Below are 21,240 nucleotides of genomic sequence, written 5' to 3'. Positions count from 1 at the left end.
TGAAAGTCACTGCCTTCGCCTACGCCTTCTGGCTAACGCGCCAATCAACGCAACGTCGGCTGCCCTCAGCCTGCCGCCAGGACTGCCACCAGTGCAATCAGCCCCACCAGTACCGCCGCCAGCACGATCCCCGTGACGATGAAAGCGACCGGATTCCCCCTTTCGAAATCCTTGAGTCGCTGCTGCTCACGCTGAACGCCAAGGAAGGCGGCCAGAACGGATTTGATGACTTCCCACATGCCAAGCTCCTATCCAGCTCGTACCCGCGGCTCCGACCGTATCAACAAAGCATGCCATGAACGGGGCGTAAAGCGTCATACCACAGAAAGGCAGAAATTTTCATGACGCAGCGCGTCAGAAACCATGGAGGCACACAAGCGTGGGCTACACTCAGTCCGTATCCTCGCCCGGCCAGCCGCCACTGGAGACGCTCCTACCCCTACCTTGCCCTCCAGCGCTCATCCCCGCCTGGGAAGCTTCACAGCCCATGAACGTGGTGGTCGTGACAATACGTACAAAGTTTCGCACCCCTAACCCGATTCCAGCTCGCCTGGATGGAGTGCGCCTGCGAAGCGCTGCAGCAGGAGGCTCGCTGACCCATGACCTACGCAGCAGAATCTGGGTAGCACTCTGACCGATGCAATGCGCCGGCATGCGGCCACACCGTCGGACCATGAAGCATCGGGCGCTGGCGATGGAAAGGCAAGCGTCTGAAAGGAAAGTACAAAAGAGGCTTTTCATTTGCCTGAGAACGCGCTAGTATACGCCTCGTTCTGAGGGCGCCGGGTACGACCCGGAAGCCTTAAGCATCGGAAATACAGCGCTTCTGGTTCCGAGCGAGTCGGAGTGAGAAGCCAGGCTTTCCCTGCTGAACGTCGGAGCGTGGCGCAGCTTGGTAGCGCGCTGCAATGGGGTTGCAGAGGTCGCAGGTTCGAATCCTGTCGCTCCGACCACGAACATTAAGAGAAACCGCCACTTACGGATCATGCCGGGTGGCGGTTATTCTTTGCATACCATTCAGGTGGCAGATGGGGACACCTGCGCCCATACTTCTCGCCGCCTATACAGCTAGGAGCGCTAGCGAGTGAAAAAACGGCCGCCGCTTCCGCTTCGTCAAATATCGAATCAGCACAAGCCAAAGATAGGATAGCTTGTACCAACCAAGTAAGCGCTACCCCCCGGGGACTTATCGAGTAGGGGGCCGGATAGCCGAGCCCCACCTCCCCCTCGCCTCATTAAGGAAACGCTGGAAACCCCGCCGCAGCTGCGTGATCGTCACCAACGAGGTAAGATCTGGCCAGATCGCCATCATGTGACAGAACTATCGCTGAAGGAGATTTCGTTCGCTCAGGCAAAGCACCCGAACAAGAAGAAGGTTTCAGCCGGTCAGAACCGAATTGTACAGTGGTTCCTTAGGTCAGCGCTTACTTGCCCGCCCTTCCACCAGCTCAGCTCATCATAATGATATCGTTGGATTCCAGCGAGTTGACCCCAAGCACGCCGATCTGCATATCGACGACACCGTCGCCGTTCACGTCTGCCTGAAGGTTATTGCCCGAAGTACGCAGCTCTCCTCCGTTGCCAGTGAAGCCGTTGTCATCGAGCCAGGTGAACCCCTGCAGACCTTCCCCTTCGGTATTGGCGTCAATGGCGGAGAGATCGATTCGGTCGCCTTCGAGGCGGTCGAAGTCGAGCAGGATGTCTTGGCTCAGCGGCGTCGAATCCAAGGTGGAGAGGAAGGCGAAGGTATCTGCGCCCGTGCCGCCGGTAAGCATATCGGCGCCGCGCCCGCCCACCAGGCGGTCGTTGCCCACGCCGCCCGTGAGATAGTCGTCGCCACGCAAGCCGTTGAGGATATCGTCGCTATCGGTTCCAGTCAGGGTGCTGCCGGGCACGCCTGTGACGGGGTTGTCTTCAGGAACCACCAATTGCTCGGTTTCTGACGGATCGATCTGGGCGGGCTCCGCCTTCCCCTCGACCACGATGTCATCCGGCAGGAACTGTTGATCGTCGTACACGCGATAGCTGAAGCGCCAGGCGTCGCCGGGTTGCAGCACGGTGTCGCTGTCGTCAGAGACGCGATGGCGATCGCCGTCCTGCTCCAGCGTACCGTTCCATAGCGTATCGATCTTGGCGGGCAGTGCGAAGTCGACGATGGGGACGGCGATGGCATTGGGGGAAGTATTCTCAACTAACACTTCTGTGGTGTAGCCACCCGACCATTCGCTGATGATATAGGCTTTCACCGAGGTTGAATCGCTGGTTGGCGCTTGGGGCTCGCCTATCACGACGCTGTTTGCCGGCAGTGCCTGGCTGGTGTCGTAGGCCTTGTAGGAGAAGCGCCAGCTCTCGCCAGGCTGTAGCGTGGTCGGGTTGTCGTCGGTGATGGTATAGCGGTTTCCATCCCGCTCGACCGTGCCGTTCCACAGCGTGTCGATCTCGCCCGGCAGGTCGAAGCTGATCGAGGGACTATCAATGGTCAGATGGGAAGTGTTCTCGACGATTACCTCAGCGGTGTAGCCTGTCGACCAGGCGCTAGTGACGTTACTGTTCACCTGTGTCTGGGCCCAGAGTTCGGTCTCGCTATCGCTGCCGGCGATGAGTTGCGCCATGTCCACGTCTAGCGACTGCCCGTCGAGGCGTAGCCCCTGAGGCAGATGACTCTCGGGCGCGTAGGCTTTGAAGGAGAAGCGCTGGGTCTCCTCCGGCGTAAGCGTATCGTCACCGGCCAGGGCCAGGGTGTAGGTGTCGCCTTCCCGTGAGATCAGGTTCGCCCCGTAGAACTGGGTGATCTTGGCAGGCAGCTCGAAACTTATGCTGGGATCGTCGATGCTCGTCTCGGAGTCGTTGGTGATCTCGACGCCCATCACATAGCCGCTCGTCCAACGGCTGACGCTCTCGAAGCGAACCGACGCGACGACATCTGCGTCCGGCGGCTCCTCCAGCGACACCTCATCCTCTTTGACCGGAAAGATAAGGGTATCGTCGGCGAGAATCTCTTCGGCGGAGGGAATTGCCGGCGCCGATCCGGACGTGACCGTGCGCGATTCCACGTCGAGAACTGTGCCGTCGGCGAAGACCGCCCGCTCGATGTCGACCAGTACATCGTCGTCGCCCCAGCCATCAAGGAACAGGCTATTGTCCGGCATGGGCCGGATGTCATAGGTCGCGTAGGTTCCCTGCATCAGCGCCGTGTCGTGACCCGTGCCGCCTTCAAGCCTATCGTTGCCTGGGCCGCCATGCAGAAGGTCGTCGTCAACGCCGCCTAGCAGTGTGTCGTGACCCTTGGCCCCATCCAGAAAGACGCCATCATCGGATCCCGGCACCACGTCGTTGCGCCGCGTCCCCACGACATAGTCAAGCATCACCTGGTTGGCGGTCGGGTCGGTTGGTGCCCCGAAGCTTTCCCCACCCTGGTTGATCCATAGGGTGGGCGACATGTTATCAAGCGCCGGATCGCGAACGGATTGCGAGACCCTCACTACGTTGTCATGATCCTGTCCGCCATGGAAGTTAATGTCGCGGTCCGTGAATTCGACGTGAATATCATTGCCAACGGACGAGCGCCAGGAGGCGAACAATACGCTGTGGCGCATTCCGCTGTCGTTCAGGTTAGTAAAAGTGCCGTCGTAGCTCTCGTACAGCTCATAGGCATAGCCGTTACCTCCGCTGCCCTTGTTGAAGGCGCCCTGGGCATGGAGATTGTTGGCGCTAATATCGACAGAGCGATTGGCGACGAAGGCGACTGAGGGCCCGTTGATGACCTCGACGTCCGAGATGCTAGCCCCGACAGTACCGATGAACTCGACGGCGTGATAATTAGTGAAAGTGGGCAGTTCGTTGCTGAACGCTCCCGGATCGGGAGTACCGAGGCGATAACCGATGGAAAGCCCCTCCAGGGCAACATTCTCCAACGCATCGACGCGCTGAATCTTGGCTTCGCCGCCGTCAAAATCAAAGTGCACGCCCCGGTCGAGCGTGGCTGTACTGCCGTCGATCTCGACGATGTTCGCCATGCTGGTGCGCAGCGGCGTATTCGTGCCGCCCTGCCAGGTGGTGTTGCCAATCTCGGCAAAATACTCCTCGTCGTTATCCTGCCAGATGCGCACCGTGTCGCCGGAGGCCAGGCCGTGGTTATTTTCGAGTGTGATCGTGTCGTTGCCTTCCTCGGCATCCGCCCGCAGCCGGCCGGCGCTGGCTATGCCTTTTCCCTCGAAAAGTAGTCCATGCGAGGCGTCGCGCTCGAGCGCCGTGTCGGTGAAGGTGATCGTCGTCCTGCCCGTGCCGGCCCCGATCAGCGAGACATCCGAGCGCGTGACGGTCACGGAATCGTCGAGAATGAACTCTCCTTCGGCCAAGCGCACGGTGGCACCCATCGGTGCGCTATTGAGCAGAGTTTCCAGCTCCCCGGCGGTGATGCCGGGCTCAACCTTGGCCACGCCGTCAACGAATGCCGCCTCGACGTTATCAGTCTCGTCGCTTGCCTGGTCGTCTACGATCACCGGCTGGTCGCTGACGCTGAAGCGGGTCGGCATCTGTGAGTTACCGTCAACGCTCTTGACCTTGAAGCTAACCGTCTCCCCCGGCGCGATGTTGTTGTCCTCATCGTCGTCCATGATCTCGTAGCGTTGACCTTCTTGGGCGACGATCCGGCCACCCCAGACATCCGTCACCAAGCCCGGCAGGTCGAACCCCACCTGGTAATCTTCGATGGGCAGTGAACCGTCGTTAGTAACCGCAACATCAAAGACGAAGCCTGAGTTCCACTGGCTCGTGACCTGGTAATCAACACGCACTGACATGGCACTCTCTCTGTACGGCAGAATAAGGTTTCTAATTTAGACGTTTCAGCGATTGCTAGTACTCTAAGCTAGGCACGGACCGAAGCCCCGACAAGCGAGACGAAGCGGAATCGAAGAACATTCCCTCCTCCTCCAGGCGAGCCAGGTAGTAGTGTGATGCACTGGGTTTTCAGCTGTTCCACAAAGTCGCAGACACTGACCTCGTCGGAGTGGATGCTGGCTCGCGTCTGCCAGTGTTGCTCAGCCGCTGTCCAACCTATTGCTGTATACGCGAACGTGCCGCTCCAGCATGGAACCATGTACAGCCGATACGCACCACATGACAATTGGCATCATTATCATCCGGCCACCGGCTTCAGATGCACCACGTCCTCGCAAGGAGGATGCGCTACCCTAATGGTTGCCACGGAGGTCAATAGGAGCGGCAAGTATGAACTAAACTAATCATAGTCATCGACAATACGCAGGTACAGCGGTACGGCTTCATGCGGTCCCGTAACTAAGCGAGAAAAACGGCACAGGAGATAGACATGCAAGATATTAGGCAACTTGAGGTTGGCATGACCACGGAGATTGGCACGAATCAGGTGGAAAAACCTGAGGTGGGCAAAGAATATGTCCGGGGCTTCGATTCCAATAGCTGGCTCCTGTTTACCGAAGACCCGGCTGAGGATCGCCCAGTTGTTGTTCGCATTGACAGTATCGAGGACGATGTATGCTACTGCACGGTCACAAGAAAGCTAAGCTGATGAGAAGGCCACGCACCTCGCCGTCTAGAAAATCGGCAGTTGACTAACGACCGCGAGCCGTTGGCATCGGCTGCCATTCCCGCTGGCCCTGGTTCACGTCGGGTTCTGCAGTTATCTTCACCTTTCAGGACCGATCTGTTAAGTTCAAAACACTAGAGAATCAATGGAGTGTCTCTCTGTCATTGGTTTTAATTGATGCCTCTAACGTATACATTAATTTACTCAGATTTGATCAGCCTCTCATCTCATCATAGCCGGGCCGGCTCACGGCCCGGCTGATTACCAAACTCATGTTTCACCGCCCTCCAAGTGAAGGTAGACCGGATCGAAGTCGCCCGCTTTCTTCAACTTCTCCCAGTCAGGCACGGTTACCTGTGTTCCCTGTGTCTGAATCAAGCCATCTGCGCGCAGCGCTTGCAGAATCCGATTCATATGGACCGCACTGGTGCCAATCGCATCCGCCATTTCAACTTGGGTAATCGGCAAGCCGAAGGTATCGCCTTCGACAAGCCCCACCGCTTTCAGTCGCAGCAGGAACTCACAAAGAAGATGGGCAAGCCGGGTATACGCCTCTCGCTGCCCGATATTGAGCAGCCATTCCCGCGAGATCGAAGCATCCACCAACGTCTCGCGCCAGAAGGCTGCGGTGAGGCGAGGATGCCGCTCGCATGCCTGGCGCACGTCCTCATGCTGGATGAACCCGACGGTACTGGATCTAATCGGGGCTATGCTGTTGTCCATCACCTTCAGGTGAAGGCTTTGCAGATCGGGGATATCACCGGGAACATGGAGTGCCATGATCTGGCGCTTACCTTCAGCAGTCAGCTTGTAGACACAGGTGAAGCCCTCAAGGATCAGACAGCATTGGGTAGGGCGATCGCCGATGCGCACGATGTCCTGGCCTGACTTGATGGTCTTGATTCGCACCGGCAAGTCCTGGAGCGCCTGCCTCTCCTCGTCGGAAAGGGCGAAGATGCTCTCCAACTTGCGGGTCATGAGAATATGGGGGGAGAGAGAGCCAGTGGTCATGCTTGCGCTCCGTACCTGAACAGGAATGAAGCGGCCGGCCACAGTGTCCCTGTTCGAATGATTCTAGCCTTTTAGAGCCCCATGTCCCCAGTATGGTTCACCTCGAGAGCAACGGCACCCCGTGCCTCACCAGGCCGCACCTGCCCTCGCCTCGCTTGACCCACGGGCAGGGGCCGGCCATACCTAACAAAGCCCAAGCCTGCGGATGCGGACATCGGTGGTTGCTCTCTTTCGGGCGAGCCCCACCGTCAGCCGGCGACGATGAGCATGAGCGGTTGCGGCAATTCAAATCGAAGCGATTCAGGCATGGAGGTCTGTATGAAGAGATGGATAGGATTAGCCATTATGAACTGGCTGAGAAAGCCAGCAAACCGTGACAAGGTGAAGAACGCCTGGCGCGGGTTCCGTGGTAAGAAGCCCGATAGCCGTACGCCAGGGAAACACCCAAATCGTCAATCCGGTGACCGTCGTCCCGACTAGTTCCCCGGCTTATCTTCACTGCGTCCTGCCGGTTAGGCTGGCAGGGCGTAGCGCTCCCTGGGCTCGCCGCCAGCCCTCGCCAATCGTGAAAACCTTTTCATTCGCCTGTACGCTCAGGTCTCGGCTTCGTTCTTTTCGCTCAGCACTTTTTCTACAAGGCCTCTTCGACGGGTCCTGACGAGCCGTCGGTTTATCCGACTGTCCCGCTCAGGTCCATACTGTCGTTTGTGTTCGCCATCAAAGGAGACATGCATGACACGGTTTTCGCTTGAAGGTCGGATCGCCATGGTCACCGGCTGCAACAAGGGGCTCGGCCAAGGCATCGCCGTGGCGCTTGCCGAAGCGGGTGCCGACATCGTCGGGGTCAACCGTAGCGGCGCCGACGCTACCCGTGTAGAAGTCGAGGCGCTGGGCCGGCGCTACGATAATGTCGAGGCGGAACTGGACCGCGACCGGGCGGAAGATATCGTTGCGCGCGCCTTGGAGCGCACCGGCCGCCTCGACATACTCATCAACAATGCCGGCATGATTCGCCGCGCGCCGGCGCTCGAGTTCACTGTAGCCGACTGGGATTCGGTGATCGACGTCAACCTCAAGGCCGTTTTCTTCCTGAGCCAACAAGTGGCGCGCCATTGGCTTGAACGCAAGTCACCGGGGCGCATCGTCAATATCGCCTCGATGCTGTCGTTCCAGGGCGGCATACGCGTGCCCTCCTATACCGCCAGCAAGAGCGGCGTGCTCGGGCTGACCCGCCTGCTGGCCAACGAATGGGCTGCCCACGGCATCACCGTCAATGCCATCGCCCCGGGCTATATGGCCACGGACAACACCCAGCCTCTGCGTGACGACCCGCAGCGCAGCGCCGAGATCCTCGGTCGCATACCCGCCGGTCGCTGGGGTACGCCGGAGGATCTGGCCGGTGCGGCCATTTTCCTTTGCTCGGATGCGTCGAGCTACGTCAATGGCCACACCCTGGCCGTGGACGGCGGTTGGCTGGCCCGTTGAACCGCCCTCACCGATCGCTCTCGTGGCGGGTTCCGGCTCGCCGCGGCCTCTGCGTCTTCGACGCCCAAATGCCCCTTTCACCCTCTGTTGCATTTCCAACGAACTGAACCATAATCGAATGAACGTCATGCTAGTAGCCTGTCATACCAACGAATAACCACAACATTCCGGATCCCCGCCATGCGACTGCACGACAAGACGGCCCTGGTCACTGCCGCCGGCCAGGGCATCGGCCAGGCCACCGCGCGACGCTTCGCCCGGGAGGGCGCGCGGGTCATCGCCACGGATATCGATCCCGACAAGCTGGAAGCGCTGCGCGAGATCGAAGGCATCGAGACGCGCCGCCTCGACGTTCTCGACCCCCAGGGCATCGCCGCTCTGGCCGCGGATATCGACGCCCCCGACGTGCTGTTCAATTGCGCCGGTTACGTGGCCAGCGGTAGCCTGCTGGAATGCAGCGAGGAGGACTGGGAACTCTCCCTGTCGCTTAACGTCACCGCCATGTACCGCCTCATCCGTGCCCTGCTTCCCGGCATGCTCGCCCGAGGAGGCGGAAGCATCATCAACATGGCCTCGGTAGCCTCGAGCCTGAAGGGCGTGCCCCGTCGCTTCGCGTACGGCACGACCAAGGCCGCGGTCATCGGCCTGACCAAATCGGTGGCCGCCGACTACGTGGCCCAGGGTATCCGTTGCAATGCCATTTGCCCGGGCACGGTCGACTCCCCTTCCCTGCGCCAGCGCATCCGCGACCAAGCCGCCCGTGAAGGCCGCCCGGAAACGGACGTGCTCGGGGCCTTCCTCGCCCGGCAGCCCCTCGGCCGGCTGGGCACGGCCGACGAAATCGCGGCACTAGCCACCTATCTGGCGGCTGACGAATCCGCCTATACCACCGGCACGGCACACATCATCGACGGCGGTTGGCTAACCTGAACCAGGCAGCGGCATAACACTCGACGCGGCGGTCTTCATTGAGAACCGTTTCAGCAAACGAACCCATCCTCGACGACAAGGAAAATCCACCATGAAATTGCTGCGCTTCGGCCCGAAGGGAAAGGAAAAACCCGGTCTGCTCGATGCCGACGGCATGATCCGCGACCTGTCGGCTCACCTGCCCGACCTCGGTGGCGCCTATCTCGGCCGGGCACGGCTGGAAGTGCTGGCCGCGCTCAATCCCGCCGACCTGCCGATCGTTCCCGCCAATACCCGACTGGGCCCATGTGTGGGCGGGGTGGGGAAATTCATCGCCATCGGCCTCAACTACTCCGACCATGCCGCGGAAACCGGCGCCGAGGTACCGCCGGAGCCGGTGGTGTTCAACAAGTGGACCAGCTCCATTTGCGGACCCAACGACGACGTTCTTCTTCCGCGCGGCTCGAAGAAGACCGATTGGGAAGTCGAGCTTGGCGTGGTCATCGGCAAGGCCGGGCGCTACATCGAAGAGGCCGACGCCCGATCACACGTGGCCGGGTATTGCGTGGTCAACGATATCTCCGAACGCGAATACCAGCTCGAGCGCAGCGGCACCTGGGACAAGGGCAAGGGCTGCGATACCTTCGGCCCGCTGGGCCCCTGGCTGGTCACGCCGGACGAGGTGCCCGACCCGCATGATCTGGCGATGTGGCTCGAGGTAGACGGCCATCGTTTTCAGGACGGCAGTACCCGCACCATGGTCTACCGCATCCCCTACCTGATCAGCTACCTGAGCCGCTTCATGAGCCTGCAGCCAGGCGATGTCATCTCCACCGGCACTCCCCCGGGGGTCGGCATGGGCCAGAAGCCCCCCGTCTACCTCAAGCCGGGACAAAGCATGCGCCTTGGCATCGAGGGTCTTGGCGAACAACGACAGACGGTGGTTGGCGACGAAGCGCTTTGAGCCCTCATACCGCCCTCTGCAGGAGCCTACCATGACCCACGCTATCGCCAGCGACGCCGGCCGACTCGCCACCCTGCGCGTTCACGCCGCCGACAACGTGCGCGTCGCCCTGAAGGACTTGCCGGAAGGGGCCGAGGTCGAGGACGACGGTCGTCGCATTCGTCTGGTCGAGCCGATCCGCCACAAGCACAAGTTCGCCCTGGCCGACCTGGCCGAGGGCGACAGCGTGATCATGTATGGCGTCACGGTGGGCCGAGCGACCCGGCCCATCGCCGCGGGGGCCTCCATCACCACGGTCAATACCGAGCACAGCACGGCCAGCGATATCACGACGTCCCGAAGGGACGCCTGGCAGGCACCTGACGTTTCCGCCTTCGCGGGCACGACGTTCGACGGCTATCGTCGGCCCGACGGCCAGGTCGGCACCGCCAACGTCTGGCTGGTGGTCCCCCTGGTCTTCTGCGAGAACCGCAACATCGAGGTGCTGCGCCAGAGCGTCACCGATGCGCTGGGCGAAGATCCGTACCGCGACTACAAGCGCCTGGCCAGGGAGCTGCTGCATGGGCGGGCGGAGGAAGACACCGCGCTGCCTCCCCGCGAGCGGCTGTTTCCCAATGTCGACGGGGTGCGCTTCCTGACGCATACACTGGGCTGCGGTGGCACCGACGACGACACGCGGGCGCTCTGCCAATTGCTGGCCGGCTACATCTGCCACCCCAACGTGGCCGGCGCCACCGTATTGAGCCTGGGTTGCCAGAAGGCACAGATCGACCTGCTGCAGGAAGCCGTTGCCGAGCGAACCCCCGACGGCTGGCGGCCGGTCCATTACCTGGAGCAACAGGCAAGTCGCAGCGAAGAGGCCTTGATTCGCGAGGCGCTGACCACGATCTTCGACGGGCTGCGCCTGGCCAACCGGTTCGAGCGCTCCCCTGCCCCGCTGTCGGCGCTCAGTCTCGGCGTCGAGTGCGGCGGCTCCGACGGTTTCTCTGGGCTCTCGGCCAACCCTCTGGTCGGTGCCGTGGTGGATCGCCTGGTCGCCCTGGGCGGCAGCGGCATATTGAGCGAATTTCCCGAGCTATGCGGGGTCGAGCACGAGCTGATCGCCCGCTGTCGCGACGAATGCGTGGCCGAGCGGTTCCGTATTCTGATGGAGGCCTACCAGCGCCATGCCGCCCGCGTCGGAGCGGATTTCTCGATGAACCCCTCGCCCGGCAACATCCGCGACGGCCTGATCACCGACGCCATGAAGTCCGCCGGCGCAGCCAAGAAAGGCGGCGATAGCCCGGTGGTGGACGTGCTCGATTATACCGAGCCGCTACGTCGCAAGGGCCTCAATCTGCTTTGCACTCCCGGCAACGATGTCGAATCGACCACCGCTCTGGCCGGTTCGGGCGCCAACCTGATTCTTTTCACCACCGGGCTCGGCACGCCTACCGGCAACCCGGTCGCGCCGGTGCTGAAGATTGCCAGCAATAGCGAGCTGGCCAGCCGCATGGACGACGTGATCGATTTCGACGCCGGGCCGATCCTTCGCGGAGAAGCGCAGATCGAGGAACTGGCCGACGAGCTCCTCCGGCTGTGCATCGATGCCGCCTCCGGACGCTACACGCCCAAGGCGGTGGGGCTGGCGCAGTATGATTTCATACCCTGGAAGCGCGGCGTCTCTTTATAGTGGTCTAACGTGGCTGCGCTCGTCTTTCCTTCTCATTGCGTAGTAATACCCCTCTATCGCGATCTTGCGAGCTCGAGCCAGACCAGGCGAAAGTGGGCGAGAAAGCGGGCGCGCAGCAGATCGTCACTCAGATAGGCGCTTCTTGAGCTTCATATAGGTCCCATAATGCCGGTCGAGGTGACGGCGCATGGCGGCCTCGGCGGCATCGGGGTCGCGCGATTCGATCGCCTCGACGATCTCGACATGCGCGGAGAGCGCCGCCTTGTCCTCGTCTTTCTGCTGCAGCACCTGAGCACGACGGTCGTCGAGCCACTCGGAAAGGGCCACGTGCATGGCATCGAAGATGGGGTTGCGGCCGATGCTTGCCAGCACACCGTGAAAATCGTTGTCGGAGCGCTTGAAGCGTGCCTCGTCGCCCACGGCATCGCGATTGTCGGCCAGGGCGTCGCGCAGACGTTGAAGATCCTCCTCGCTGGCGTTCCGGGCCGCGTAGCGCGCCAGCGAGATCTCGAACATGGCCCGCGCCTCCTGGAAATACTGCTGCCCTTCCGGCCGGGACAGCAACTGGCGGGTGACACCGGAAAGACGCGCCATCACCGCCTCGGCGGTCGGCCGTATCACCCGGGCACGGGTGCCGCTGTTGATGGCGATCAGACCCAGCTGCTGGAGATGGAAGAGCGCTTCACGCACCGCGGGCCGGCCGACGCCGAACTGCTCCATCAGCTCCCGCTCCGAAGGCAGCTGGTCGTTCTCTTTCAGCCGCCCCTCGAGGATCTCCGCCTCGAGCTGCTCAGCCACCTGCTCGGACAGCGTCTTGCGCTCCACCTTGTATCGACTCATGCAATGCAACTCCTGGCCAGCCAACCCAGTCCCCGTACGGGCCGGGCCATATGGTACTGCATTCTCGCCGCTCTCGCGGGTTCCCCGGCCCTGAAGCGCCCCCTTCCGTCGTCTCTATGCCGGAGCGGGAATCGAAAGTCGCTCGGCCAGTTCGGCGTAAGCCGCCACATTTGCTGAATCGAGCGGAATGCCCTCGGCATCGCGATGCGCCTGGCAGCGCCACTCGCGATCGCCGGGCGCCAGCACCTCTCCGCCCTCCAGGGCGGGCTGGTCCCGCAGGTCTTTCAGGTAATCCCGCATGCCGCGGTCGAAAACGTCGCGCTCGACGAAGGCGTCGGGGCGCATGACCAGGAAGCAATGGCCGACACCGCGGGGCGTACTCATGTCGTCGCCGCTCATCGGCAGCAGGCGAAACCCATGGAGCATGCCGGTCATCGTCGCGCTGAGCACTTCCACCATGCCGGCGAGTCCCGCCCCCTTGAAGCCGAAGTCGGCGCCGCCCAGCGGTAGCAGCGAAACGGCCTGCGAGGCGTCGGTGGTCAGGTTCCCTTGGCGATCGACGACCACACCGGGGGGAAGCTCGCGATCGATGGCGGCGTACTGCTGCACCCGATTCCAGGGAATCGAACTGGTCGCCATGTCGAGCAGGTAGGGAAGTTGATCGGGCACTGGCGCGGCGAAGGCGATGGGGTTGGTGCCGTGGAACGGCCCCTGTCCGTGATGCAGGCTGACCAGGGCATCGGCAGTGCACACGGACAGCCCGACGTAGCCTCGCCGGGCCGCCTCCAGGGCATAGCAACCCGCCGCGCCGAAATGCGAGGAGCGTCCGACGGCTACCGCGCCGATGCCGACCTCATCGGCCATGGCAATGGCATGCTCGATGGCGGTATAACCGGCCAGATGACCGAAGCCGTCGTCGGCATAGAGATAGCCGGTCCCCGGCAGGCGCCGGGTGAAGCGCATGGCCGGACGCGGGTTGATGCGCCCGCCCTGCACCGCGCGAACGTAGTGCGGCAGCAGGCGCAGCCCATGGCTGTCGGTGCCCATGCGCGACGCGGTGATCAACGCTCGGGCAACTGCGTTACGCGAGGGTTCGTCGACCTCGCAGCGTGCCAGGGCACGCTCCATGAAGACCTGCAGTACAGCACCCGCCACGCGTGTGGCGGGTTCGTCGGTTCGAGGCATTGGCGCTCCTCAGCGGTATACGAGCGTGGGCAGCCACATGGAAATGGCCGGAACGAAGGTCACCAGCAGCAGCGCGATCACCAGTGGCACCAGGAACGGCAGCGTACCGCGCATGCACTTCTCGAAGGAGATGTTCGAGACCCGGGACAACACGTAGAGCACCATGCCCACCGGCGGGGTCAACAGGCCGATCATCAGGTTGAGCACCATGATCACGCCGAAGTGTACCGGATCGACCCCGGCATTCACGGCCATCGGCAGCAGCACGGGCACCAGGATGGTAATGGCGGCGATGGTTTCCATGAAGCAGCCGACCACGATCAGCACCAGGTTGATCAGCAGCAGAATGGCGATGGGGTTGTCCGAGAACGGCCCCAGCAACTCCATCACATGCCGGGTAACCTGGTTGCTGGTGAGTATCCAGGCGAAGATCGACGCGGCGGCAACGATCAGCAGGATCACGGCGGTGGTTTCGATGGTTTCCATGCTGACCTTGAGCAGCCGTCGCCAAGTCAGAATGCGGTAGACCAAAACGCCAAGAAACAGTGCATAGGCCACCGCGGCAATCGCCGACTCGGTTGGAGTGAAGACCCCCGAGATGATGCCGCCGACGATGATCACCGGGGTCAGCAACGACAGGAAGGCGCGCTTGAATGTCTGCCACACCAGCACCGGGGAAAACGACGCATCGCGGGGATAACCTCGGCGCCGCGCGAGAATGGCGATCATGATCATCAGGCTCGCGCCCATCAGCAGCCCCGGGATGAGGCCGGCGGCGAACAGCTGGCCCACCGAGGCACCGGCCATCACGCCATAGATCACCATCGGTAGGCTGGGCGGAATGATCGGCCCGATGGTCGACGAGGCGGCGGTGATCCCGACCGCAAACTCCTGGTCGTAGCCGGCATCGCGCATGGCCTTGATCTCGATGGTGCCGAGCCCGCCGGCATCGGCCACCGCCGCCCCGGACATGCCGGAAAACACGATGCTGGCCCCGACGTTGACGTGCCCCAACCCACCGCGCATCCAGCCCATCAGCGCCCGTGCGAAATCGAAGATTCTCGTGGTGATACCGCCATGGTTCATCAGGTTGCCCGCCAGGATGAAGAACGGAATCGCCAGCAGCGGAAAGCTGTCGATGCCGTTGATCATGCGGTGCGCGACGACGATATCGGGCACCCGGCCGGTCAGATAGACATAGAGCAGACACGAACCCGCGAGGCTGACGGCAATGGGGAACCCCATTACCAGCAGGGTAAACATCGTGGCGAACAGGAACGTCAAGCCGTAGCCCATGACGGCCATGAGCACGCAGAAGGCGACCGCCAGGGCGACGATCAACGGCGGTACGACCGCCCCCTTGCGCTGCGCGATCGATACCTCAGGCATGGCGAAGCCTCCGGTGGATTGTTGTTGTCATCGTTGATCCTTCATCGATCCTTCGCCGTGGTCAGCTCGCTCTCGCCCTCGCGCCAATGACGGATCGTCACCTGGACCGAACGCACCAGCATCAGCAGGAACCCCACCATCACGATGTAGTAAATGACATTTTTCGGTACATCGATCGATACCATCATCGCGTTGGTCTTGGCCGCCAGGCCGTAGCTGATCCACACGCCCGCGGCGTAGAAGACGGTGCGGCCGATATCCACCAGCATCGACATCGCCCGGCCGACGCCGCCCGGCATGTAGCGATAGAAGAACTCCACGGCAATGTGGGAGTTCTTGCGCGCCGCCATGGCGCTTCCCAGGAAACCCACCACGATCAGCAGGTAGCGGGCAATCTCCTCGGTCCAGCCCACCGAGCTGCCGATCACGTAGCGGCTGAAGAACTGCAGGAACACCACGAAGGCCAGGGCCCAGAAGACGACCAGCGTCGGCCAGTCTTCCCAGCCGTACGCCTTGACATCAAAGTCATCCTCTCCAACGGGATCGATGCCGGAAGCCTCGGGTGGCAGGGTATCGTGAGACATGCAGGCCCTCCCGGTGCCGCCCACTCGGGGCGGCACGTCTCGAACGATTATTGGCCGATTTCCTGCAGCCGGTCGTAGGTTTCCTGATCCCAGGTGGCATCGTCACCGTTGTGCTCGGGGACGACCGCCTCGCGGAACGGCTCGCGATCGACCTCGTTGACCGTCACGCCCTGCTCCTCGAACCAGGCGACAAGCTCCTGCTCCTGCTGCTGAATGTCGGCGGTGATCTTCTCGGCCGCCTCCTGGTAGACCTCGCGGAATATCTTGCGGTCCTCTTCCGAGAGACGATCCCACAGCGGTCCGCCGATGATCGTCAGCAGCGAATCGGTGATATGGCCGGTCAGGTTGATATGGTCCTGCACCTCGTAGAACGCCTTGGCGCGGATGGTCGGCAGCGGGTTCTCCTGGGCGTCGACCACGCCCTGCTGCAGCGCCAGGTACACTTCATCGAACGCAATGGGCGACGGATTGGCCCCTACCGCTTCGGGGAACATCATGTACATCGGCGCGTTGGGCGTGCGGATCTTGAGATTCCGCATGTCCTCGGGCGTCTCGATGGGCTGGTTGGAGGTCACGTGGCGCTCGCCGTAGTAATTGAGCGCCACCGGCACGTTGCCGGTCGCATCCTGGTATCCCTGGGCGATCTCCTGAAACAGATCGCTGTCGGCATAAGCCTGCCAATGATCGAAGTCGCGGAACATGTAGGGAGCCCCGGCAATACCGATCGGCCCATAGGCGCGGCCGGCGAACTGGGTACCGGTATAAATGATGTCCACGGTGCCCAGGGTCAGCCCCTCGTTGATATCCTCCTCCTTGCCCAGCGACGAGGCGGGGTGGACCTCGATCGAATAGCGCCCATCGGTGCGCTGCTCGATTTCGTCCGCCGCCCACAAGGCCCACTCGTGATAGGGCTCGGAGGTTTCGTAGACGTGAGCGAAGTTAAGCGACTCGGCGCCCGCAACGCCTGCGGTGCCCATCCCCGCTGCCAGTAGCGCGGTCGAAAGCCAACGATTCCACTGGCGGTTGCTCTGCTTGACCATCTTGTTGTTCTCCTTACGCGTTGAGCGGTGCTTTTGACGGTGGCGACCGTCCTGACCGATGGCTTCTTGTATACGTGTCATACCATCATAGGAAAGCTAGTCCCTCGCCTGACACGCTGCAACCGAGCGATCAGCCTCTAGACGAATGTCTAATCCGCTCGACCAGCCGGACCAGCAGGTCCTCCTGCCCGAAGCCGCCTGCCTTGGTCATTACCGGTCGTTCGACGTCGCCGTTGAGATAGCCCAGCGGCACGCCCGGGCACCATTCGCCGCTCAGCTCGATGAACTCGCCGCGTAGTCGCGCCAGCACGGCCAGGGCAATGTCGCCACCGGACAGGAAAAGCAGCCCTCCACGTTCGCCCCCACCCGCGGCAACGACCGCTTCGGCCATGATATCGGCCACTGCTTCGGCACGCATTGTCGCTTCAGAGGACACGCCAGGCACAAGGACGCGCACGCCAGGCTCGGCATCGACGCGCCCTACGTCGAAAACACTCAACCAAGCGATATTCGAAAACGTCTCCCCCAGCCGCTCGAGCTGACGGCGAGCGCGGGGCGACCGCGAGCCCACCGCAAGCAGTGCACGGATCGGCTCGGACAATGTCGGGGGGCTTACCGTCCCTGCCAGGGACGGGCCCGGCGCCAGGCCTTGTGCCAGCGCATGGGTGAGGCCGGCCGCGCAAACCGGCAGCCATTCCCTCGGGGCTTCGAGAAGCCGCTTGGCGATGCTCGACAGGGTCGCCTCGTCAGCGGCATCGACGACACAATCGGTCGAAGGCAGGGGCAGGCTCGATTCGGGCACGTGGCGAACCAGCGGGACGCCCTCCTCCGCGAAGGCACGTTCCAGCGACCCCGACAAGGAGGGGGACAGGGCATCCCGGGCGTAGGCGGAGGCCGAAAGCGGCTCGCCCTCCACCCACACTTCGCCCCCAAGCACGAAGCGGCCCTGGCTCGGCACCGCGGGGCACACCAGCAGGCGCCGCCCGTCGATGCGCTGCACGGCCACGGACTCGGCCACGACCTGGCCACGCAGGGTCGAATCGACTTTCTTCAGTAACAGATGCGGCCGAACCATGAGCAACCGCTCGGTGGCCTCCGCCGCGCGCCGGGCCGCCGCGTCTCGCGCGACGTGTCGCGTGTCGGTATTGACCGCCACCACTCGCGGTATTGCGTCGCCCGCCGCGAGCGCGGCATCGAGCCCTTCCAGCGTAATCGCCACGCGTGTCGCCATGCCGCGCTCGGCGAAGGGAGCGGCGGCATCCAGCGCCCCGGTCAGGTCGTCGGCGACGATGGCGATCTCGCAGCCCCGTTTCATGCCGCCGTCCGCGGCGATGCCAAGCGTCGGGCATAGGCGATGGCCGCTCCCAAGTTGGTGGCATCGGCGCGCCCCTGCCAGGCGATGTCGAACGCCGTGCCGTGATCCACCGAAGTGCGGCGTATCGGCAGGCCCAGGCTGACGTTGACCGTGGTATCGAAGGCGATCAGCTTCACCGGGATATGCCCCTGGTCGTGATACTGCGCCACCACCAGATCGAACTCGCCGCGACTGGCGCGGTAGAACACGGTATCGGCCGGAATCGGCCCGCTGACATCGATCCCCTCGTCGCGCAGCACACGCACCGTCGGCGCGATGATGCGGTCATCCTGATCGCCGAAGATGCCGCCCTCACCGCAGTGGGGATTGAGCCCCGCCACCGCGATACGCGGCCGCGGATTGCCGAGCTCGACCCAATGCGCATGCCCCACCTTCACCGTGGCGGCAATGCGTTCCGGCGTGACCCGCTCGATCGCCTCGCGCAACGAGACATGCGTAGAGACGTGAAGCGTCGAAAGCCGCTCCGAAGCCAGCAGCATGAAAGAGGACGGCGCCCCGGTCAGGGCGGCGAGCATGCCGGTATGGCCGTCGTAGTGGTGCCCCGCGGCATGCAGCGCCGCCTTGTTCAGTGGCGCGGTAACGATCACTCGCGCCCGCCCGGCCTGCACCAGCGCCACCGCGCGCTCGATGCAGCGAAACGCCAAGTCGCCGGCGTCGGCGCTGACCTGGCCATCGGGAATGGCGCGCCCGGGCCGGGTTTCCACCGCGGCCACGGCCACACCGCCCGGTGTCGTGCCCAACGTACCTGAAGCCGGCTCCTCGAGCGGCACGAACTCGAGCGACGCTCCCAACAGCCGAGCGGCACGCCGGAAGATGGCCGGGTCGCCCACCACCAGGGTGGACGCCCGCTCGTCATCTCGCATGGCGGCCAGCGCGCGGCAAACGATTTCGGGCCCCACGCCGGCCGGATCGCCCATGGTGATGGCGATGTCGTACGCGCCCGTGCTGCGCTCGCTCATGGCATCAACTGGCCTCCATTGACCTCGATGATCTGACCGGTCATGTAGCCGCTCATGCTGTCGGTGCCCAGGAAGATGTAGGCTCCCACGCACTCTTCCGCGGCACCGGTGCGTCCCATGGGAATGGAAGCGGACACCGCGGCCAGCTGTTCCTCAGTGGAGTGACGCACATGGAAATCGGTGGCGATGACCCCCGGCGCCACGGCATTGACGCGGATACGGTCTTCCATCAGCTCCTTGGCCATGTTGCGCGTCATGGTGCTGACGAACCCCTTGGCCGAGGCGTACAGGCCCGCGCCCGGTCCGCCGCCGTTACGCGCCGCAATCGACGAGGTATGGATGATGTTGCCGCTACCGGTACGCCTGAAATGGGGTAGCGCCGCCTGGGAAACCATCACCACCGAGCGAGCGTTGAGATCCATCACCCGGTCGTAGTGATCGTCATCGATCTCGCCAAGCGCGACGCGACCCAGCATGTCGCCAGCATTGTTGATCAGCAGGTCAAGCCCACCCAGGCGCTCTGCTGCCTCGTCGACGATGCGCGTCGCCTCGGCGCTGCGGCTGACGTCACCGCACACGGTGAAACCCTCGCCTCCAGCGTCGCGGATCGCACGTACCACCGCCTCGGCGGGCTCTTGGCTGGTGTAATAATGCACCGCCACGCGGGCACCCAGCGCCCCCGCCTGGCGTGCCACAGCGGCACCGATACCGCGGCTCGCCCCCGTGATCAATACGCGCTTGCCTTTCCACTCCTCGAACATGCCATCCTCCCTTGTGTTGGGCGTGTGATGGGAACGTACCCATCGGCCTCGACGCGACGGTGTCAATGGCGATAGTTGCGTTTGCGTCGTGTCGTTGGCATACCTGTCATACAAGACAACCACTACCATGATAGGCCACCAGCGGCCAACCGACACCCTTGCAAGGAGGCACCATGCCCACCATCACTCACATCGACGTCCACGACATCCGCTTTCCCACCTCGCGCCACCTGGACGGCTCCGACGCCATGAACGCGGCACCGGACTACTCCGCCACCTATGTGATCCTGCACACCGACGATCCCAACGGCACCCAGGGGCACGGCCTGACCTTCACCATCGGGCGCGGCAACGAGATCTGCGTGGCCGCGGTGAATTCGCTCAAACACCTGATCGAAGGCCGCCGTCTCGAAGCGCTCACCCGAAACATGGGGGCCTTCTGGCGCGACATCACCGGCGACAGCCAGCTGCGCTGGATCGGCCCCGACAAGGGCGCGATCCACCTGGCCACTGCGGCGCTGGTCAATGCGGTGTGGGACCTGTGGGCCAAGCGCGAGGGCAAGCCGGTGTGGAAACTGCTGGTCGACATGACGCCCGAACAACTGGTGCGCTGCCTGGACTTTCGCTTCGTCACCGATGCCCTGACACCGGAGGAAGCCATCGCCCTGCTACGCCGGCGCGAAGCGGGCAAGGCCGAGCGTGAAGCCGAGATGCGGCGCATCGGCTTTCCCGCCTACACCACCTCGGCGGGCTGGCTGGGCTACCCCGACGACAAGGTTCGCCAGTTGGCCAGGGAAGCGCTCGCCGAAGGCTGGACCCACTTCAAGCAGAAGATCGGTGCCGATACCGAGGAGGACGCTCGCCGTGCGGCACTGCTGCGTGAGGAGATCGGTTGGGACAACGTGCTGATGATGGACGCCAACCAAGTCTGGGACGTCGACGAAACGATCGTCAAGATGCGCCGGCTGGCCGAGTTCCATCCGCTGTGGATCGAGGAACCCACCAGCCCCGACGATATCCTCGGGCATGCCGAAATACGCCATCGCGTCGCTCCCATCGGCGTAGCCACCGGCGAGCACTGTCATAACAAGGTCATGTTCAAGCAGTTCTTCCAGGCCGAAGCGCTCGATTACTGCCAGCTCGATGCCGCCCGCCTCGGCGGCCTCAACGAGGTGATCCTGGTGGCACTGATGGCGGCGAAGTACGGCGTGCCGGTGTGTCCGCATGCCGGCGGCGTGGGACTCTGCGAGTACGTGCAGCACATCTCGCTGTTCGACTACATTGCCGTCTCGGGCAGCCTGGAGGGGCGTGTGCTGGAATACGTCGACCACCTGCACGAGCACTTCGTCGACCCGGTGGTCGTCAAGGGCGGCCGCTATCGGGTGCCCACCGCGCCGGGCTACAGCATTACCATGCTTCCCGAGTCGTTGGAGCGCCATCGCTTCCCTGAGGGCGAAGCCTGGCGCGAGGAGGCTTGATGTCCGAATTGCTCGACAC

The 21,240-nt window shown here is 62.9% G+C and carries 17 protein-coding genes and 1 tRNA gene; 7 read left to right on the top strand and 11 right to left on the bottom strand.

All coding sequences use genetic code 11. The features are described from left to right. Positions 1–65: 65 nt before the first annotated feature. Positions 66–239 carry a DUF2970 domain-containing protein gene (locus F0A17_RS03135; RefSeq protein ID WP_149326858.1) on the bottom strand — a complete coding sequence of 58 codons (174 nt, stop codon included), beginning with the start codon at positions 237–239 and terminating at the stop codon, positions 66–68. Positions 240–876: 637 nt separating this feature from the next. Here F0A17_RS03135 and F0A17_RS03130 point away from each other — a divergent pair. Beyond that, positions 877–953: transfer RNA gene (locus F0A17_RS03130), tRNA-Pro, on the top strand. Positions 954–1,448: 495 nt separating this feature from the next. Here F0A17_RS03130 and F0A17_RS03125 read toward each other — a convergent pair. Beyond that, a complete protein-coding gene (locus tag F0A17_RS03125) occupies positions 1,449–4,802 on the bottom strand; it encodes a cellulose binding domain-containing protein (RefSeq protein WP_149326857.1) in 3,354 nt (1,117 codons plus the stop codon). A gap of 530 nt (positions 4,803–5,332) precedes the next feature. On the opposite strand from F0A17_RS03125, the gene F0A17_RS03120 reads away from it, so the two are divergent. Beyond that, on the top strand, positions 5,333–5,551 hold the full coding sequence (locus F0A17_RS03120) for a hypothetical protein (RefSeq protein ID WP_149326856.1): 219 nt from the start codon (positions 5,333–5,335) through the stop codon (positions 5,549–5,551). A gap of 288 nt (positions 5,552–5,839) precedes the next feature. Here F0A17_RS03120 and F0A17_RS03115 read toward each other — a convergent pair whose 3' ends face one another. Continuing rightward, a complete protein-coding gene (locus F0A17_RS03115) occupies positions 5,840–6,580 on the bottom strand; it encodes a Crp/Fnr family transcriptional regulator (protein WP_149326855.1) in 741 nt (246 codons plus the stop codon). 732 nt (positions 6,581–7,312) lie between these two features. Here F0A17_RS03115 and kduD point away from each other — a divergent pair. From kduD to F0A17_RS03095, 4 genes are all read left to right on the top strand, one after another. Then, positions 7,313–8,065, top strand: a complete 753-nt coding sequence (gene kduD / locus F0A17_RS03110; protein WP_149326854.1) for a 2-dehydro-3-deoxy-D-gluconate 5-dehydrogenase KduD — start codon at positions 7,313–7,315, stop codon at positions 8,063–8,065. A 180-nt stretch (positions 8,066–8,245) separates the two neighbouring features. Next, complete coding sequence (locus F0A17_RS03105) at positions 8,246–8,995, top strand: SDR family oxidoreductase (protein ID WP_149326853.1); 750 nt, start codon at positions 8,246–8,248, stop codon at positions 8,993–8,995. A gap of 91 nt (positions 8,996–9,086) precedes the next feature. Then, entirely contained in the window at positions 9,087–9,938 is an 852-nt protein-coding gene (locus tag F0A17_RS03100) for a fumarylacetoacetate hydrolase family protein (RefSeq protein WP_149326852.1), read from the top strand. 31 nt (positions 9,939–9,969) lie between these two features. After that, positions 9,970–11,610 (top strand): UxaA family hydrolase, encoded by a 1,641-nt coding sequence (locus F0A17_RS03095; protein WP_149326851.1) that lies wholly within the window; start codon positions 9,970–9,972, stop codon positions 11,608–11,610. Positions 11,611–11,733: 123 nt separating this feature from the next. On the opposite strand, the gene nanR is transcribed toward F0A17_RS03095, so the two are convergent. The 8 genes from nanR to F0A17_RS03055 all read right to left on the bottom strand — a co-directional run bounded on the left by nanR (position 11,734) and on the right by F0A17_RS03055 (position 19,743). Continuing rightward, the gene (gene nanR, locus F0A17_RS03090) at positions 11,734–12,450 is read right to left on the bottom strand and encodes a transcriptional regulator NanR (protein WP_149326850.1); all 717 of its coding nucleotides are present in this window, start codon (positions 12,448–12,450) and stop codon (positions 11,734–11,736) included. A gap of 114 nt (positions 12,451–12,564) precedes the next feature. Continuing rightward, positions 12,565–13,635: an Ldh family oxidoreductase gene (locus F0A17_RS03085; RefSeq protein ID WP_149326849.1), complete on the bottom strand. Its 1,071-nt coding sequence runs from the start codon at positions 13,633–13,635 to the stop codon at positions 12,565–12,567. 9 nt (positions 13,636–13,644) lie between these two features. After that, positions 13,645–15,024 carry a TRAP transporter large permease gene (locus tag F0A17_RS03080; RefSeq protein ID WP_149326848.1) on the bottom strand — a complete coding sequence of 460 codons (1,380 nt, stop codon included), beginning with the start codon at positions 15,022–15,024 and terminating at the stop codon, positions 13,645–13,647. A 41-nt stretch (positions 15,025–15,065) separates the two neighbouring features. After that, positions 15,066–15,608 carry a TRAP transporter small permease gene (locus F0A17_RS03075; protein WP_149326847.1) on the bottom strand — a complete coding sequence of 181 codons (543 nt, stop codon included), beginning with the start codon at positions 15,606–15,608 and terminating at the stop codon, positions 15,066–15,068. 47 nt (positions 15,609–15,655) lie between these two features. Continuing rightward, positions 15,656–16,648, bottom strand: a complete 993-nt coding sequence (locus tag F0A17_RS03070; protein WP_149326846.1) for a sialic acid TRAP transporter substrate-binding protein SiaP — start codon at positions 16,646–16,648, stop codon at positions 15,656–15,658. A 130-nt stretch (positions 16,649–16,778) separates the two neighbouring features. Then, positions 16,779–17,963 (bottom strand): four-carbon acid sugar kinase family protein, encoded by a 1,185-nt coding sequence (locus F0A17_RS03065; RefSeq protein WP_149326845.1) that lies wholly within the window; start codon positions 17,961–17,963, stop codon positions 16,779–16,781. Continuing rightward, a complete protein-coding gene (pdxA, locus tag F0A17_RS03060) occupies positions 17,960–18,982 on the bottom strand; it encodes a 4-hydroxythreonine-4-phosphate dehydrogenase PdxA (RefSeq protein ID WP_149326844.1) in 1,023 nt (340 codons plus the stop codon). Before pdxA ends, F0A17_RS03065 begins: the two co-directional genes overlap by 4 nt. Then, complete coding sequence (locus F0A17_RS03055) at positions 18,979–19,743, bottom strand: SDR family NAD(P)-dependent oxidoreductase (RefSeq protein WP_149326843.1); 765 nt, start codon at positions 19,741–19,743, stop codon at positions 18,979–18,981. The genes pdxA and F0A17_RS03055 overlap by 4 nt, the downstream gene beginning before the upstream one ends. A gap of 173 nt (positions 19,744–19,916) precedes the next feature. On the opposite strand from F0A17_RS03055, the gene F0A17_RS03050 reads away from it, so the two are divergent. Beyond that, complete coding sequence (locus F0A17_RS03050) at positions 19,917–21,221, top strand: L-fuconate dehydratase (protein WP_149326842.1); 1,305 nt, start codon at positions 19,917–19,919, stop codon at positions 21,219–21,221. Positions 21,222–21,240: the final 19 nt, after the last annotated feature.

The sequence above is a fragment of the Billgrantia pellis genome, assembly GCF_008297955.1.
Classification (GTDB): Bacteria; Pseudomonadota; Gammaproteobacteria; order Pseudomonadales; family Halomonadaceae; genus Halomonas; species Halomonas pellis.
Note: the sequence above shows the minus strand (reverse complement) of the source record. Positions and strands in the feature narration are given on the sequence as shown.